Raw genomic sequence first — 17,477 nt, forward strand, 5'->3', positions numbered from 1 at the left:
TTTTTACCCCTTTGTTTGGGGGCTGGTTAAAAAACTGTCTAGACTCGTTAAGTGAGCTTCGCAATTGCAAGCCAACGCAGTACATCGGGCTAGAGTACTTTCTGGCTTTTTCTAGCAGCCCGGGTGTGGACAAAAAACAAACTGGAGAGCATTTCCATGGAGACCCTTGAAGTACTCATTGCCCCGCTGCGCGATGGTCTCTATACCATCATGATGCCGGTCAGTAACTTTATCTGGAGCTACATTCTTGTCTATCTGCTGCTAGGCGCAGGCCTGCTGTTTACCATTATGACTCGAGGTATGCAGTTTCGTCTGTTCAGGCATATGGCCTATGTGACGTTCACCGCACGCGGTGCCGGGGATGGCATTAGCGGCTTTCAGGCATTTGCCACCTCTATGGCGGCACGGGTCGGCACCGGTAATCTAGCCGGAGTGGCTCTGGCGCTATGGATTGGCGGACCGGGGGCTATTTTCTGGATGTGGGTCACTGCGCTACTGGGTTTCGCCACGGCGTTTATCGAATCGACCCTGGCCCAGGTATATAAGCATCGCAATGAGGATGGCGTATTTCGCGGCGGACCTGCCTACTACATCGAACGCTGCCTGGGATGGCGCTGGCTCGGTGCGCTGTTCGCGGTGTTTCTGATCATTGCTTACGGCTTAGCCTTTAACGCCGCCCAATCCAATACCATTGCGCAAGGTATGAACGGCGCCTTTGGCATACCCAATTGGCTCACCGGCGTGGTGATTGCCATCTTGGCAGGCTTGGTTATTTATGGCGGCCTCAAATCGGTGGCGCGCACCGCCGAGAAGATTGTCCCGGCAATGGCGATTGCGTACCTGCTAGTGGCGCTATGGATTTTGTTGACTAATCTGCCAGCAGTCCCCGATATGCTTTCGCTGATAGTGATGAGTGCCTTTGGCCTTGGCCCTGCGGTGGGTGGTGCTGCGGGCTACGCGATTAAAGCGGCGATGGAAAATGGCGTCAAGCGCGGCCTGTTTTCCAATGAAGCGGGCATGGGTTCCACCCCTAATGCGGCGGCCCAAGCGACGGTCAAGCACCCTGCGGCCCAGGGCTTAGTGCAATCCTTTGGGGTGTTCGTCGATACTATCGTTATCTGTAGCTGCACGGCGGTGGTGATCCTGCTCTCCGGCGTTTATGAGCGACTGATGTCGGAGTCTCCTGGAGACAGCATCGAAGGCATTCAGCTTACTCAGGATGCCATGGTCGACCACTTAGGCGGCTTTGGGGAAATATTTATCGCTTTGGCGATTCTGTTTTTTGCTTTCACTTCCATTTTGGCCAACTTCTCGTTCTCATCGGTGAATATCGAATTTCTATTCCGCCGTCACGCCGCAAAGGCAGTGAGCGTATTCAAGGTGATTATTATCGCTATGGTGCTGCTGGGTTCCGTCGCTGAGCTGAGCGTGGTCTGGGACTTTGCCGACCTAGCCATGGGGCTAATGGCAACCACCAACCTGTTTGCCATTCTGATAATGGGGCCGATTGCCGTAGCGGTGTTGAAAGATTACGAGCGCCAGCGCCGCGACGGTATTAAAGAGCCAATATTTGACCCGGCCATTCTTAAACGCCCAGAACTGGTGGATGCGGATGTATGGCCAGTGAAAGAGGCAAAAGAAGTAAAAGAAGGGTAGGTATTTAACGCACTACTTCAATAAACGCCTTCGCCCTAGGATCCTGCATATAGGCAACGTTGAGCCGCAGCCAGGGCGTCGGTTGATGATCAGCGAAGCATAAATGCCCCGGCGATAGCGTGATTTCCCACCGTTTAGCCAGTTCAATGTTTCAGGTATGGGACTTTTCTACCAGGAGCCCACAGGAGGGCGCTGCCCAGCGTGTGTCGGCAGTAAACACCACGTCACATACTACGGGAGAGTAGTAGCGGCGCACCTCATCATCGACCCGTGCCCTGAGTAAATCCTGGGTGGAGACCGAAACATCGGATGTGTCGGGCAGTACCACATGCACCATCACATACAGCAGGCGCCCGGGGCGAACCATGCGCACCCGAACCTCTTGGGTGTTGGTAGCCGCCAGGGCACTCGCCACGGCTTGGCGAACGGGCACCGCGATAGCTTCTTCCGGCGTTTTGTTGAGCAGCTCATTCAGTGCTTGGGAGGCCATCCGCACCGGTACACCCAGGCAGAGCACCACCACCGCAATGACTAACACCGAATCCACATAGGGCAGAATAGTCTGCCAGCCTAGGCGCTCAAACAGCATCACCAGGCAGAAAGCGGCGAGTACAGCGGCAGAGATAACACTGTTAACTAACCAGTTGAGTTTATCCGCCGCCACCAGTGGGCTGTTTATATGGCGCTGGCTGCGATGCATCACCCAGGCGGTGAGCGAACAGGCTGCGGTGGCGAATAGCGCATATAGCACCGCCAAGCCCGCCGCGATTTCACGACCGCCGGTGAGCAGAGCGGCAATGGCATCGACCAAGGCAAAAATAGACACGCCTAAAATAAGCAGCCCTTTGCACAGATTCACCAGCGACTCAAAGTAGCTATAGCCGAACGGGTAGGATTCGCTATCGGGGCGGCTGGCTAACTTGCTCACCTTGATGGTCACCAGAGCAACGCTGAAATAGATCAGATTGAACAGCCCATCCAGCAGGATCGCTTGGGAGTTGGAGGCGAGTGTGGCCACGATGCCTGCACAACCAATCAGCAGCGCCATAAAGGCTGAAAACGCTAAAGTGCTCGATTCTGTCTTCACGAAGATTTCTTCCGGTGTACATAGTCAAAATAGCCAATAAGCATAGCAACTTTGTTCGCGAATTATCGAATGCCGACGTATTACGCACTTTGGAAAGCATCCTAAGTTCTACTAACCTAATGGAGCGTTTGTTTGATTCACGTTAAGCCAAATAGGAGGGTGAGACGATGCCAATGCTGAGCGTAGGAACGGAACAGGGCACGCCGGTTGAGCTTTATTACGAAGTGCGCGGGGCGGGCAAGCCCGTGGTGCTGATTCACGGCTGGCCGCTAAGTGGCCGCTCGTGGGAACAGCAGGTGCCTGCGTTAGTCGAGGCGGGATATAAGGTGATTACCTATGACCGCCGGGGCTTTGGCGGGTCAACCCAGGCCGATGGCGGCTACGACTACGACACCCTAGCGTCAGACCTCAAGAAACTGATTGAGGCGCTGGATTTGCACGATGCCACCCTGGTGGGCTTTTCCATGGGCGGCGGTGAAGTGGCGCGCTACCTCTCCAGCTACGGCACCAGTCGTGTTCATAAAGCCGTTTTTGCCGCGGCGGTGCCGCCTTACCTGTATAAAGCCGATGACAACCCTGAAGGTGGTCTTGATGATGCCACCATCAATCAGTTTCTTGAGGGCGTAAAAGACGATCGCCTTGCCTTCCTGGAAGAGTTTACCAAGAGCTTCTTTACGGCGGGTGAACGCAGCGACTTGGTTAGCGAGCCGAACCGCCAGTATCATCGCGATATTGCCGCCTTTGCGTCACCCCAAGCGACCTACGACTGCATCAAGGCGTTTAGCTATACCGATTTCCGCAAAGATCTACCCAGCATCGATATCCCTACGCTAGTCCTCCACGGTGATGCAGATGGTATTGTGCCCTTCGAAGTCAGTGGGAAGCGGGCCCAGGAGTTACTACCCAATGCGCAAACACAAGTGATCAAGGGCGGGCCCCATGGACTCAATGCTACCCATCCTGATGAGTTTAATCAGGCGCTGATTAGCTTTCTGGATGAATAACGTTTGAGAGTGACTGCCTGCTAACAACAACGCCGCCCTAATGGCGGCGTTGTCGATTTATCAAAGCTAATTAACGTCTTTATCCCTCAACCCACACCTCATCACCTTTAAATTCAACCTTCCAGGTACGTAGCTTAACGTCCTCATCCTCTAAACACTGGCCGTCTTCAAGGCGGAAGTGCTGCTTGTAGATAGGCGAGGCGACTACCGCCGCACCTTTAAGGTCACCGACGATGCCTCGAGCGATCACGTTAGCATTTGAAAAGGGGTCATGATGATCGAGAGCATAGAGCTCATCGCCCTTTCCTCGCAGCCCGGGCAAGTAGAAAATAGCGACCTGGGCGGGACCGTCGGCGGTTTCCAGCCAGGCGGCGATGCCAGAGAACGCGACTAAATCAGCTTTGGTACAGACTTTTTGCCACGCTTGACTGTCTTGAATATCTGCCATATCCATCTCTTTTTTCAGTGCCGTTGCGGTCATTGGGTGCCTCTTTTATAGCTATTCAAAAGCGTTAGTGAGAAGTCGTCTGGGCAGGCCGGGGTTGGCCGCGTTCGGAGGTCATAATGATCGAGGGATCCGGGCGGTCGTCGTTAACGAAGCTGCGGAAGCGCTTGAGTTTCTCCGGGTCGCTGATGGCATCGGCCCATTCGCACTGGTAGGTATCCACCACGGTCTGCATCTGACGCTCTAACTCGTCGTTGATGCCTAGGCTGTCTTCCAGAATCACCTCTTTGAGGTACTCCAGGCCGCCGTCTAGGTTTTCACGCCATACCGAGGTGCGCTGCAAGCGATCGGCAGTGCGCACGTAAAACATCAAGAAGCGGTCAATGGTGCGGTAGAGCTGCTCGTCGTCCAGGTCAGTGGCGAACAGTTCGGCGTGGCGGGGGCGCATGCCGCCGTTACCGCAAACGTAGAGGTTCCAGCCGTTTTCGGTAGCGATAATGCCGATGTCTTTGCTCTGGGCTTCGGCGCACTCGCGGGTGCAGCCGGAAACGCCAAACTTGATCTTGTGGGGTGAGCGCAGGCCCTTGTAGCGGTTCTCTAACTGAATCGCCATGCCGACGCTGTCCTGCACCCCGTAGCGGCACCAGGTGCTGCCCACGCAGGATTTCACCGTGCGCAGCGATTTACCGTAAGCGTGGCCGGTCTCGAAGCCCGCCGCAATCAACTCGCCCCAGATATCCGGCAGGTCTTCCAGGCGGGCGCCGAACAGATCGATACGCTGGCCGCCGGTGACCTTGGAGTAGAGGCTGTATTTTTTGGCCACTTCACCCAGTACGATCAGTTTGTCTGGGGTGATTTCGCCACCGGCAACACGCGGCACTACCGAGTAGGTGCCGTTTTTCTGCATGTTGGCCATAAAGGTGTCGTTGGTGTCCTGCAATGGAATATGCGCCGCGTCGGTGATCGGCTCATTGAAGCAGGAGGCCAGAATGGACGCCACGGCGGGTTTGCAGATATCGCAACCCAGGCGGTGGGTGTCGGCGTTGCCATGTTTTTCAATCAAGTCAGTGAAGGTTTTAATACCTTCCACGCGCACAATGTCGTAAAGCTCCTGGCGGGTATGAGCGAAGTGCTCACAGATCGATTTATCGACTTCGACGCCGCGGGCTTCCAGTTCATGGTCAACTACGCTTTTGAGCAGCGCGGTACAGCCGCCGCAGCCGGTGCTGGCTTTGGTGGCCGCTTTGACACCACCTAGATCTACCGCGCCAGCGTCAATAGTGGCGCAAATGTCGCCTTTGGAGACGTTATGGCAAGAGCAGATAGTGGCGGTTTCCGGCAGCGCACCGGGGCCGAGAGTGGGGGCAGCCCCGCTGCTTTGGGGCAGAATCAATGAGGCGGGCTCGTCGGGCAACTCAATACCGTTGGAGTAGTACTGCAGCAGCGTGTCGTAGACGCCATTATTGCCCACCAGCATGGCACCGAGTAGCTTTTTACCATCACTGGAGACCACTAGCTTGCGATACTCCTGCTTGATGGGATCAAGGTAACGGAACATGCGTGCGCTGGGGTTTTGATTGCCATGGGCGTCACCAATCGAGCCCACATCCACGCCCAGCAGCTTGAGCTTGGTGCTCATATCCGCGCCGCCAAACTGGGTATCGCCTTCAGTTAGCGTCGAAAATGCTGCTTTGGCCATTTGATAACCGGGAGCGACCAGACCAAAAATGCTCTGGTTCCACAGCGCCACTTCACCAATCGCCAGAATGGCCGGGTCGCTGGTGAGGCACTGGTTATCCACTACCACGCCGCCGCGCTCACCAATCTCCAGGCCGCAGTCCCTGGCCAACTGGTCGCGGGGGCGGATGCCTGCTGAGAACACAATCAGGTCGGTTTCCAACACTTTGTCGTCTTGGAAGACCATGCGGTGGCGGCTCGCCTCGCCATCTTCAATGCGCTGAGTCGCTCGCTCGGTGAGCACTTGTACGCCCAGCGCTTCAATTTTTTCGCGCAGCAACTCGCCGCCTTCGTTATCCACCTGCATGGGCATTAATCGTGCGGCGAATTCCACCACAGCGGTATCCAGGTTCAGGCCACGCAGGGCATTAGCGGCTTCTAAACCTAGTAAACCACCACCTACCACCACGCCGGTGGTGGCGTTTTCGGCAGCGGCCCGTATGGCGTCTAGGTCGTCCAGAGTGCGGTACACCAAGCAGCCATCGCGGTCGTTACCAGGAATCGGCGGCACAAAGGGAAAGGAGCCGGTGGACAGTACTACGCGGTCGTACGGGTAGCGGCCTTGATCGGTGATCACTTCTTGCGCGCTACGGTCGATCTCAATCACGGCCTCGCCAGTGCGCAGTTCCACGCCGCTGGTGGCGTAGTAATCTGCCTCGCAAAGCGCCAACGAATTGGCATCGCGGCCGCTGAAGTATTCAGACAGATGCACCCGGTCGTAGGCGCGGTGGCGCTCTTCGCCAAACACGGTGACTTGGTAGCGCCCAAGGGCGCCGTTATCGACTAGCTGCTCGACCAGATGGTGGCCGACCATGCCGTTACCAATAATAATAAGCTGTGCGGGAGTTGCCGATTGTTTGGTAGACATCATGCCACCTCTGCGGTCGATAAATGGGGAGTATCGTTCTGTTGGTCAGCCATGCCCGCCTGGAGCACTTCGACATCAGCCGCGCCAAACAGTAGGGCTTGGCGGCAGTCGTGAAGGTTATTGCCAGCAAGCGCTTGCTCGAAGTACCAGGGGCCTTGGCTGGTGTCGCCGTAAAGCACCGCGCCTTCAATCTGGCCGTCGCGCAGCAGCAGGCGGCGGTAGTCACCGCGCTCAAGGTCGTGGTAATTCAGCACTTCATGCTCGGCGCTGGCCTCGGTGGGGCCAAAAGCGTAGAGCGCTACACCACTGATTTTGAGTTTGGTGGCGCTGGGGGCATCGGCGTAGCCTTGGGTAGGCGCGCCGCACAGCGTCGCGGCGATCACCTCTACCTGTCGCCAGATCGGTTCCACCAGGCCGTAGGTGGTGCCATCGAACTGGCAGCACTCGCCCAGCGCTGAGACCGCCGGGTCGCTGGTGGTGAGCCATTCGTCCACCACAATAGCTCGATCCGTGTGCAGGTCTGCCTGGTTGCCAAGTTCCGCATTAGGCGTAATACCCGCGGCAACGATCACGCTGGAGGCGTTTATCTGGCGGCCATCGGCAAGATGCACCTTGGCGACCCGGCCCTGGGCGTCACTCTCTAGCCGCGCTAACTGCGCGCCAGTGATGATCTGTAAACCGCGCTGAGTGAGGGTGTCTTTAAGTAGGTGTGCGGCGGTAGCATCCAACTGGCGGTTCATCAGCCGCTCGCTGCGCTGGAGCACGCTCACCTTGATATCACTGCCACGTTTACGCAGTCCTTCAGCCGCTTCAAGACCCAGCAGGCCGCCGCCAATCACGACAGCGTCACCGCCCTTTTGAGCAATGGCTTCTAGTGATTCGGCGTCCTGCAGATCGCGAAAGCCATGTACGCCCTCAAGCTCAATACCGGGAACGTCGGGCAGCGCTGGTCGCGAGCCAGTGGCGATTACCAAATGATCGTAATCAAGCGGTCGGCCGCTATCGGTGGTCAACGTTTGGCGTAAGCGATCAAGCGTCTCGACCTTTTCACCCAGTATCAGCGTGACGCCCTGTTCGGCGTACCACTCGGTGTCGCGCAGCGTAAGCGCGTCCTGTTGCATTTCACCGGCCAGCAGTGGCGAGAGCAGAATACGGTTGTAGGCAGGGGTTGGCTCTGCGCCAATTACCGTGATGCGCTGGGGGCGTGTGGGCTGTTTTACCAACGCCTCAATTAGGCGGTGGCTTGCCATACCATTGCCAATGATTACCAGATGGTAGTTTTGATAATCGTTGGGCGAGCACCGGGAAGTGGTTTCCATGGGTGGCTCCTCTATGTCTCTGCGGCTGCTTGAGCACCAAACAAAAAACGCCCCTGTCTCGCACCTCTTTGCAAAGAATCGCAAAAGCGTGCGTAACAGGGGCGTCGTTGCCCGATAGCGTTTTTTTAAACGCGCGACAACCGCCATTGGCTGCCAGCTGATTAAAAACCTTACTCTGTGACAAGCAAGGAACTAGCCAACTTGCCGCTTAGCATATTTTTTTAAATAACTTCAGATGCTTAGATATGAATGATAGATAAGGGCAGGTACGGCACTTCGGATAGGCTGCACAGAGGTGGTGCAAAAAGGATGGTGGTGTGCACTCTCACACACCATTTAGCGAGTGCCAGGTGCTAAAACAAGTCTAAAAAGAGCGCTGCGTCGCTATCTCTTTGTTTCTAAGTTTATGTTCATAAAGAGTAAGTTTTCAAAAAATCGGTTTTAGGCTTGGCTTTTGCAAATATCTAGGCAACAAGTTAGTTAATAAGGGATAAGCGCTCATTGCTTGGCGATGGCAGCGAACAACTCCAAAGCCGTTAGAAAAATAAGTAGCCGAATGTGTAGCTGTAGAAGGTGTAAATTTTTTTGATATGTAAAAGCTAGTTTGCACCGATGAAGGTGCGCTGTGGCAACGACGTCCAGCCCTCTTCTCTCAATGCGTTTATATAGCGCATTAGAGAAAGGGACTGGGCGTTTTTTTATGCCCGGCATTTATATACGTATATACGGCGTTCAGGTAAGACCCGAGGAGTAGTTATGCGAGGGGCAAAAGCAGGGCAGCAGACCAAAACGACGCAGCAAGCCAAAACCACATGCCCGTACTGTGGCGTTGGCTGTGGCGTAACGGCAACCGTTGAAGCGGGCACGCTGAGCGCTGTCGAGGGCGACCGCGAGCATCCGGCGAACTACGGGCGGCTGTGTGTTAAAGGTTCTGCGCTACATGAAACCTTGGGTGAGCAGGGCCGTCTCACGCACCCGCGGGTGGATGGCATTGACGTTTCATGGGATGCCGCGCTAAGCGCCACCGCTGATCGTTTAAACACCCTACGGGCCGAGTATGGCAACCACAGCGTGGCTGCGTACCTCTCCGGTCAGCTGCTGACTGAAGACTATTATGTCGCCAATAAGCTGTTTAAAGGCTTTTTGGGCACACCCCATTTAGATACCAATTCGCGGCTCTGCATGGCCTCGGCGGTGGTTGGCTACAAGCGCGCCTTCGGAGCCGATGCGGTGCCGTGTAACTATGAGGATTTGGAAGAGGCGGAACTGATTGTACTGGTGGGTTCCAACCTGGCCTGGAATCACCCGGTGCTCTATCAGCGCATTAAAGTGGCTAAAGAGCGCAATCCGCTGATGCGTTTGGTGGTGATCGACCCGCGCGTCACCGACAGCTGCGAAATCGCCGACCTCTATCTAGGGATTAAGCCAGGCAGCGATGCTTACCTGTTTAACGGCCTGCTGGCATGGATGGCGAAGCGACGCAGGCTCGATACCCTCTACCTTGAGCGCCACACCGAAGGGTTTGACGATGCCCTAGCGGCGGCCCAGCAAACAGCGGGCTCGGTGGCGGAGGTAGCGGCGGCTTGCGATGTCGACCCCGAGCGCCTGGAAACCTTCTACTACTGGTTCGCCAGTCAACTGCATGTGGTCACGCTCTATTCCCAGGGCGTTAATCAATCCGCCAGCGGTACCGATAAGTGTAACGCGATTATTAACTGCCACTTGGCTGGGGGCAAAATTGGTTTGCCGGGGGCAGGGCCGTTCTCGATTACTGGCCAGCCCAACGCCATGGGTGGGCGCGAAGTGGGCGGGCTGGCTAACCAGTTAGCCGCGCATATGGATTACCATACCCCCGGAGCCCTTGATCTGGTCAGCCGCTTCTGGGCTACCGATAGCCTGACGCCAACCCTGCCGGAAGGGCCGGGTTACAAAGCGGTGGAGCTGTTTGAGGCCATCGAGCGTGGCGAGATAAAAGCACTGTGGGTGATGGCCACCAATCCTGCGATTAGCCTGCCCGATGCTGCGCGGGTGCGTGCTGCGTTGGAAAAGTGTCCACTGGTGATTGTTTCCGAGTGCGCTGCCCATACCGACCTGCTGCCTTATGCCGACATTGTGCTGCCTGCCTCGGGGTGGTCGGAAAAAGATGGCACCGTGACTAACTCCGAGCGGCGTATTTCTCGCCAGCGGGGCATGCTGCCGCCCCCAGGTGAAGCCCGCCACGACTGGTGGATAATGTGTGAGGTGGCGAAACGCCTGGGATTTGCCGAAGCGTTTAACTACGCGCATCCCTGGGAGATTTTCGATGAGCACGCTCGATTTTCAGGGTTCGAAAACGGTTTTGATAACAGCTCTCTGCCCGGCAGCCCGCAGCGGTTGTTTGATATATCTGGATTGGTGGGCCTGGGCCGGGATGGCTACGACGCCTTAGCACCTATTCAATGGCCGGTCACAAAGGTGGCCCCCCATGGAACTGCTCGGTTGTTTGAAGATGGCAAATTTGCCACCGCCAACGGCCGCGCCAAGCTGTTGGCGATTCACCCTCAAGGGCCTGAACAGACACTGACTAAAGCCTACCCGCTGCGTCTGAACACCGGTCGAATTCGTGATCAGTGGCACACCATGACCCGCACCGCTCGCTCACCGCGGTTAATGAATCACCGCGCCGAACCCTTTATGGATGTGCACCCAGAGGATGCCCACACCGCCGGTGTTATGGATCAAGGGCTGGCAGTGTTAACCGCCGAGAAAGGTGAATTTCGCGCCCGGGTGCGGGTCTCCAATGCCCAACGCCGTGGTGAGGTCTTCGTACCCATCCACTGGACTGACTGCTTCACCCAGCAGGCCAGAAGCAGCGCGCTGATCGACAGCATTACCGATCCGCTCTCTGGGCAGCCGGAATCGAAGCACGGCGCCGTGGCGCTGGCACCTCTGGCTACTGATTGGCAGGCCACCCTATTAGTCGCCGATGGGGCAACGCAATTAACCCCTTGGTGCACCAGTGCCTACTGGACACGTATTCCCATGCGTGGCTGCCAGCGCTGGCAGCTTGCTGATACGCAGCCGATCAATGACTGGTTGGCGCAGTTGAAAACGTGGCTGCCTGGAGAAGTATCGGTCGTCAGCCAAGACCCCACTAACGAACGTCTGCGTGCCGCCTGCGTGGAAAACGGTCAGTTGCGCTGGTGGCTGATGGTCGGCCCGCCCAAAGAGTTGCCAGGGTTAGCGTGGCTGGAAGCGCGTTTTAACGAGGCGGCGCTGAGCGATACCCACCGCCGCCGACTATTGGCAGGCTGTGACGACGGTGCTGCGGATACCGGCCCGGTGGTATGCAGTTGCCACCAAGTAGGCCAAACCATCATCGTCAATGCTATCCGCGAGGGCGACACCAGCGTAGAAGCGTTGGGCGCCAGACTCGCCTGCGGCACCCAGTGCGGTAGCTGTATCCCCGAATTGAAATCACTCATTGAAGAGGAGCGGCCCAATGCCCGCACTAAGCAACCCCTTACTACAGAAGTGGTTTAACGCCTTTATGCGGTTGTCGCACCGCGCGCTAACGCCGTGGGTTCAGCATGCGTCTGACATACGTTTGCCACTACGTGGCGAGTGCCGCGCCGGGCAGGTTTACTTGGTCGGCGCAGGCAGCGGCGATGCAGAGCTGTTAACCCTCAAGGCTGCACGCTTACTTATGCAGGCGGACGCCGTGGTGTATGACCGTTTGGTGGGCGATGACGTGCTGGCGCTGATACCTAGCGGCAGCGAGCGCTACTACGTGGGCAAAGCCCGCGGCCATCACAGCGTACCCCAAGCTGAGATCGGCGAGCTGATGGTAAAACTTGCCCGGGAAGGTAAATCGGTGGTGCGTCTGAAGGGCGGCGACCCAGCGGTGTTTGCGCGGATGGGCGAAGAGCTGGATGTCCTGGCTGCGGCCGAGATCCCCGCTGCCATTGTGCCGGGAATTACCGCGGCCTCTGCCGCCGCGGCCTGCATGGGTATTCCGCTCACTGATCGCGGCCATGCGCAGCAGCTGCGCTTTGTGACTGCCCAGCTATGCCGCGAAGACGGCACCCCAGATTGGTCATCGCTAGCGCGTAAGGATGAAACCCTGGTGTTTTATATGGGGCTTTCAAAAGTGAGCGCAATTTGCCATGGCTTGCGCCAGGCAGGCCTGCCGGATGAGTGGCCGATCATGCTGGTGGCTAATGCCAGTCAGCGTGAGCAGCAGTCGTTGGTGGGCTCGCTGGCGGATATGCCCGAGAGGCTCGCCGCAACCCCTTTGCCGTCTCCCTGCTTGATTGTGGTGGGCAGCGTCGTGCAAAGAGTCGCCACGACGCCCGCTTCCCTAGCCACCAATTTCAGCTCTGCACAGCAAACCACGCCTTAACGGCAGGGTTTGGGGTGCTCGTTTGACTCTTCTGACCCTTCTGTCCCTTAAAACCCACAACAAAGGAAAAGCTCTCTATGTCCTACTTATTGCCTGCCGAATTTGCCACCAAGATGGTCGATGCTGGCGAAGCCAAGCTGCATATGTCCACTCGCGATGCGCTGATTCGCGCCTTTATGGCGGGGGCTATATTGTCGATCGCCGCAGTGTTTGCAGTGACCGTAGGGGTGCAAACTGGCTACCCGATTATTGGTGCCATTCTGTTCCCGGTGGGTTTTTCGATTCTCTACCTGATGGGCTTTGATCTACTCACTGGGGTGTTTGTTTTAACACCGCTGGCGTGGCTGGATAAACGGCCCGGCGTCACCATCAATCGTATCCTTAAGCATTGGGGCATTGTGTTTGTGGGTAATTTCGCTGGGGCGTTGACGGTCGCCTTTATGATGGCGGTCGTGTTCACTTACGGTTTCACTACCGAACCTAGCGAAGTGGGAAGGGTGATCGGCGAAGTGGGGGAGGGACGTACAGTCGGTTATAAAGAGTATGGCGCTGGCGGCATGGCGACGATTTTTATCCGTGGCGTGCTGTGTAACTGGATGGTCTCGCTAGGGGTAGTGGGCGCGATGATTTCAACCACGGTCAGCGGCAAGGTGATTGCCATGTGGATGCCGATTATGCTGTTCTTCGGCATGGGTTTTGAGCACTCGGTGGTGAATATGTTTCTGTTCCCTTCGGGCCTGATCATGGGCGGTAACTTCTCACTCATGGACTACCTGATCTGGAATGAAATTCCGGTGGTCATTGGGAATTTAATCGGTGGTCTGGCATTAACGGGGCTCACGCTCTACACCACTCACGTGCGTACCGCGCCCCAAAAAGCTTTATAAGATGAATAGTAGTGACAGGAATTAAATGCCAAGCTTTCGCTACTGTGAAGCCCTAGGTTGATGATAAACATCGGAGCTATTTTAAACGAGGTCGGAATCAATCCGTAGCGGGGGTCTTTCGCCATGGATGGCGAAAGTAGCGCCCATGGATGGGTCTACAGCGCCCCCGCGTAGGGTTGTTCCGACCGTTTGCAATGTTCGCTCCGGCGGAGGCTTTTTTTAGGGGAAGCATAATGGCAGCGCTGACCATTTCGCTCGGCCAGCACTCTGATAAAGGGCGCAAGCCAAGTAATCAGGATTTTTACGGCGCTTATCTACCCAGCGAACCCTTGCGCGCCACCAAAGGCATTGCGATCGCGTTGGCAGATGGGATTAGTAGCAGCGAGGTAAGCCGCGAGGCGAGCGAAGCAGCGGTGGGTGGTTTTTTGACAGACTACTTCGCCACCCCGGCCACCTGGGCGGTTAAAACCTCGGCCCAGCGGGTGCTGCAGGCTACCAATGCATGGCTTTACGCCCAAACCCGGCAAAGCCAGTACCGCTACAACCTGGATCGCGGCTATGTGTGTACCTTGAGCGCGATGGTATTTAAATCCACCACTGCGCACCTGTTTCACGTTGGCGATAGCCGTATCTATCAGCTCTCTGGCAACACGCTGGAGCCACTGACCGAGGATCATCGCTTCTGGGCCTCCCGGGAAGTCAGTCATTTAAGCCGCGCCATGGGGGCCAGCCAGCACCTGGAGCTGGATTACTGCGCCGTATCGCTTAGTGTGGGCGATGTGTTTGTACTTACTACCGACGGTGTTTATGAGTGGCTAACCGGCGCTGAAATGGCCGCGCTGATTCACGCCCATTGGGGCGATCTCGATGCGGCGGCTGAGGCGCTAATCGCTGCTGCCCTCGATAACGGCAGCGATGACAACCTCACCGTACAGATTGTGCGCATTGATAGCCTGCCTGAACATCACTCCAATGAGCTTTACGCAGCGCTAAGCGCGTTACCGCAGCCGCCTGAGTTGCGTGAGGGAAGCGAGCTAGATGGCTACCGCATTGCGCGCCAGCTGCATGCCAGCAGCCGCAGCCATGTGTTTCTGGCAGAAGAGGTAGAGAGTGGTGAAAAAGTCGCGCTAAAAACGCTTTCGACTGAGCTAAGCCAAGATCCGGCAAGCATTGAGCGGTTTGTGCGCGAGGAGTGGATTGCCCGGCGTATCAATAATGTGCACGTGCTTAAAGCGCCTGTCCAACAGCGGCCACGCCACTACCTGTATACCGTGCTGGCGTATATCGAAGGGCAAACCCTGACCCAGTGGATGCGCGACCATCCGGATGCCGATTTGGCCAGTGTGCGCCCCCTCGTCGAGCAGATCGCCAAGGGGTTGCGCGCCTTTCATCGCCTGGAAATGCTGCATCAGGATTTACGCCCTGACAACGTTATGATCGACAGCCAAGGTACGGTAAAGCTGATCGATTTTGGCGCTGCCAAGGTGGCGGGGATCGCTGAAGAGGGCAGTGCGGCTAGCGACGATATCCTTGGCACCGCCCAGTACACCGCGCCAGAGTACTTTCTGGGCGAAGGTGGCTCGACCCTTTCGGATCAATACTCCCTGGCGGTGATCACCTATCAAATGCTAACCGGCACGCTGCCCTATGGCACCGAGGTGGCTAAAACCCGCACCCGGGCGGCGCAGCATAAGCTTGCCTACCAATCGGCGCTTAGCGAAAACCGTGAACTGCCCGCCTGGGTGGATGAGGTGCTCAAAAAGGCATTACATCCCACTCCCCACAAACGCTTTCCGGCGCTTTCGGAGTTTATCTTCGAGCTACGCTCGCCAAGCCCAGACATGCTTAAGCGCGCCCAGTTACCGCTGCTGGAACGTGATCCGGTGCTGTTCTGGAAGGGCGTTTCACTAGTATTGGCGCTAGTGGTAATAGCCCTGTTGGTGCGTTGACACACTTCCGTTGATCAGGGAGCTGGGGTTGAAGTGGGGTGGCTTCCGCCCCATGTTAGTTAACACGCTATCAATAGAAAAGGATGTTAATGATGCAAAATGTGATGCCTAACCCCGGTTTTGGTACCTTTCGCCTGGAGGGCGATACGCTCAAGCAGAGCATTCATGCGGCGCTTGAAGCGGGGTATCGGCACATCGATACGGCGCAGTTTTATGGCAATGAAAAAGAGGTAGGGGAGGCGATACGCGACAGCAGCGTGCCACGCAGCGATATTTTTCTAACCACTAAGGTGTGGTTCGATAATCTTGAGCCTGCAACGCTTAAAGTCAGCGTGGACGAAAGTCTGCAAAAACTAGGCACCGATTATGTCGACTTGCTTTTAATCCACTGGCCGTCGCCAGACAATGAAGTGCCGATGGTCGATTATTTAACGGCGTTAAAAGAGGTCAAAGCCGAAGGTAAAGCGCGCAATATTGGTATTTCCAACTTTACTTGTGAGCAGGTGGATGAAGCGGTAAGCATTTTGGGCAAAGGTGAAATTCTCACTAATCAGATAGAGGTTCATCCTTTCTTACAGAACCGCAAGCTAGTCGATCACTGTGAGCAACATGGGATTCAAGTGACTGCCTTTATGCCCCTGGCCGTGGGCAAGGTAATGGAAGACCCGACCCTTAAGCAGATTGCCGACGCGCATAGTGTAACGCCCGCGCAAATTGCCCTTGCTTGGGTAAAACAGCGCAATATGATTACGATTCCTTCATCGACCAAGGCGCGTAATATTCAAAGCAACATTGCCGCCTTTGATTTGATGTTAAGCGACAGCGAAATGGCGGAAATCGCCAAGTTGGATCGTAAAGAGCGTATTGCCAACCCTGACTTTGCGCCTGCCTGGGATGAGTAAGGGTACTCACAAGCAGGGCTTGAAACGCTAAGCGGTGAACGCTAATTGATGAACCTCAATAATTAGTTAGTGTCGTAGTGGATGCCTGCCCCGGCAGGCATCTTTAAAAGAACGGAGAAAACGATGAAACAACGCAAGATTAAAGACAACGCGTTAAAAGCGCAGCTGCGAACACCAATGTTTAAAATGCAGCAGCAAACGCCGAAAAAAGGCAAAGGCAGCTATTCCCGTAAAGGGCGTATCACTAAGCAAGAAGCTAACCTTGGAAATAAGCAGGGATATAGCCAAGCCGCTTGAAACACGTTTTGTGCTCGACTGCTTGGCTATATCTCTGTTGCGCGACAATAATAGGCCTACTCCGTATTATTAATAATGCCTATAGAAAAGTTAACCTATTTAACCGCTTCCTCTGGCGTGGTGATTTGGCAGGTCTCCATTCGATATCCAGACTGGTACACGCTACGCAAGCGCAGGCCATGCCGCCCATCCAGTTCCAACTTACGGCGTAGGCGGCTTACGTGGGTATCCACGGTACGTGTCGAAACATCCCCTTTAATGCCCCATACCAGTTCGAGTAGATGCGCGCGGGTTATTACCTCGCCAATTTTTGAGAAAAACAGCGCGGCTAACCGATACTCACGTTCGGTTAAATCAACGGCGTTACCCGCCACGCTGATGTAGTGCTCCTCAGTATGCATAGTAAAGGTGTTGGGGCAGGCTGGCGCAGCGCGCGGCGTGGCATAGCCAGAGCGCCTACCTAACGCGCTCACTCTGGCAATAAGTTCACTGGGGCGAAGGGGTTTGGCGAGAAAATCGTCGGCGCCCTGCTCCAGGGCTTTAACGACGTCGTCTTCGCCCTGGCTGGCGGTAATAAACAGGATTGGGCCGCGCCAATTGTCGTGCTGGCGTAGATGAGCAACCACATCCATGCCATCGCTGTCGGGCAGACGCCAATCGATAATAAGCAGGTCAAAGGTGTGCTGCTGTGTTGCGCGGCGAAGCTCGCTGGAGCGACTAAACAGTGAAACTTGATGTTCTGCCGTTAGTAGACACTGCTCAATAAAAGCTTGCTGGTCGAGGTCATCTTCAAGTACGCCAATATGCATGATGAACTTCCTTATTGTCGTCTTATGAACGTCACCCGCGTAGACGCGGCAAACTCATGCATAAAGCTTAGTTGATGTTGATACGTTGACACAAAGGTTCACAGTTAACCCGCCGATGGCCGATATACAATGCCTG

At 55.9% G+C, this 17,477-nt stretch carries 13 protein-coding genes; 8 read left to right on the forward strand and 5 right to left on the reverse strand.

The features are described 5' to 3' along the window. Positions 1–156 precede the first annotated feature (156 nt). The gene (locus tag QHL1GM_RS17155) at positions 157–1,656 is read left to right on the forward strand and encodes a sodium:alanine symporter family protein (RefSeq protein WP_071695554.1); all 1,500 of its coding nucleotides are present in this window, start codon (positions 157–159) and stop codon (positions 1,654–1,656) included. Between the two features lie 151 nt (positions 1,657–1,807). On the opposite strand, the gene QHL1GM_RS17160 is transcribed toward QHL1GM_RS17155, so the two are convergent. Beyond that, positions 1,808–2,743, reverse strand: a complete 936-nt coding sequence (locus QHL1GM_RS17160; RefSeq protein ID WP_071695555.1) for a cation diffusion facilitator family transporter — start codon at positions 2,741–2,743, stop codon at positions 1,808–1,810. Positions 2,744–2,910: 167 nt separating this feature from the next. On the opposite strand from QHL1GM_RS17160, the gene QHL1GM_RS17165 reads away from it, so the two are divergent. Beyond that, the gene (locus tag QHL1GM_RS17165; protein ID WP_071695556.1) at positions 2,911–3,747 is read left to right on the forward strand and encodes an alpha/beta fold hydrolase; all 837 of its coding nucleotides are present in this window, start codon (positions 2,911–2,913) and stop codon (positions 3,745–3,747) included. 79 nt (positions 3,748–3,826) lie between these two features. Here QHL1GM_RS17165 and nirD read toward each other — a convergent pair whose 3' ends face one another. From nirD to QHL1GM_RS17180, 3 genes are read right to left on the reverse strand one after another with little or no spacing between them, the layout of a single operon-like run. Then, complete coding sequence (gene nirD / locus QHL1GM_RS17170) at positions 3,827–4,228, reverse strand: nitrite reductase small subunit NirD (RefSeq protein ID WP_071695557.1); 402 nt, start codon at positions 4,226–4,228, stop codon at positions 3,827–3,829. Between the two features lie 31 nt (positions 4,229–4,259). Continuing rightward, positions 4,260–6,797, reverse strand: coding sequence for a nitrite reductase large subunit NirB (gene nirB, locus QHL1GM_RS17175; protein ID WP_071695558.1), 2,538 nt, complete (start codon positions 6,795–6,797; stop codon positions 4,260–4,262). Further along, entirely contained in the window at positions 6,797–8,116 is a 1,320-nt protein-coding gene (locus QHL1GM_RS17180) for an NAD(P)/FAD-dependent oxidoreductase (protein WP_071695559.1), read from the reverse strand. Before QHL1GM_RS17180 ends, nirB begins: the two co-directional genes overlap by 1 nt. Before the next feature lie 756 nt (positions 8,117–8,872). Here QHL1GM_RS17180 and QHL1GM_RS17185 point away from each other — a divergent pair. From QHL1GM_RS17185 to arfA, 6 genes are all read left to right on the forward strand, one after another. Next, complete coding sequence (locus QHL1GM_RS17185) at positions 8,873–11,638, forward strand: nitrate reductase (RefSeq protein ID WP_071695560.1); 2,766 nt, start codon at positions 8,873–8,875, stop codon at positions 11,636–11,638. Further along, entirely contained in the window at positions 11,598–12,497 is a 900-nt protein-coding gene (gene cobA, locus QHL1GM_RS17190; protein WP_071695561.1) for a uroporphyrinogen-III C-methyltransferase, read from the forward strand. Before QHL1GM_RS17185 ends, cobA begins: the two co-directional genes overlap by 41 nt. Positions 12,498–12,574: 77 nt before the next feature. After that, the gene (locus QHL1GM_RS17195) at positions 12,575–13,384 is read left to right on the forward strand and encodes a formate/nitrite transporter family protein (RefSeq protein WP_071695562.1); all 810 of its coding nucleotides are present in this window, start codon (positions 12,575–12,577) and stop codon (positions 13,382–13,384) included. A 233-nt stretch (positions 13,385–13,617) separates the two neighbouring features. Further along, positions 13,618–15,333 (forward strand): bifunctional protein-serine/threonine kinase/phosphatase, encoded by a 1,716-nt coding sequence (locus tag QHL1GM_RS17200; protein WP_083571050.1) that lies wholly within the window; start codon positions 13,618–13,620, stop codon positions 15,331–15,333. An 83-nt stretch (positions 15,334–15,416) separates the two neighbouring features. Further along, on the forward strand, positions 15,417–16,235 hold the full coding sequence (dkgB, locus tag QHL1GM_RS17205) for a 2,5-didehydrogluconate reductase DkgB (RefSeq protein WP_071695563.1): 819 nt from the start codon (positions 15,417–15,419) through the stop codon (positions 16,233–16,235). Between the two features lie 123 nt (positions 16,236–16,358). Beyond that, on the forward strand, positions 16,359–16,532 hold the full coding sequence (arfA, locus tag QHL1GM_RS17210; protein WP_071695564.1) for an alternative ribosome rescue factor ArfA: 174 nt from the start codon (positions 16,359–16,361) through the stop codon (positions 16,530–16,532). Positions 16,533–16,627: 95 nt separating this feature from the next. Here the strand turns inward: arfA and QHL1GM_RS17215 are convergent, their stop codons facing one another. Further along, complete coding sequence (locus tag QHL1GM_RS17215; RefSeq protein WP_071695565.1) at positions 16,628–17,341, reverse strand: response regulator transcription factor; 714 nt, start codon at positions 17,339–17,341, stop codon at positions 16,628–16,630. Positions 17,342–17,477: the final 136 nt, after the last annotated feature.

It is taken from the genome of Halomonas sp. QHL1 (genome assembly GCF_001882345.1).
In the GTDB taxonomy this organism is placed as follows: domain Bacteria; phylum Pseudomonadota; class Gammaproteobacteria; order Pseudomonadales; family Halomonadaceae; genus Vreelandella.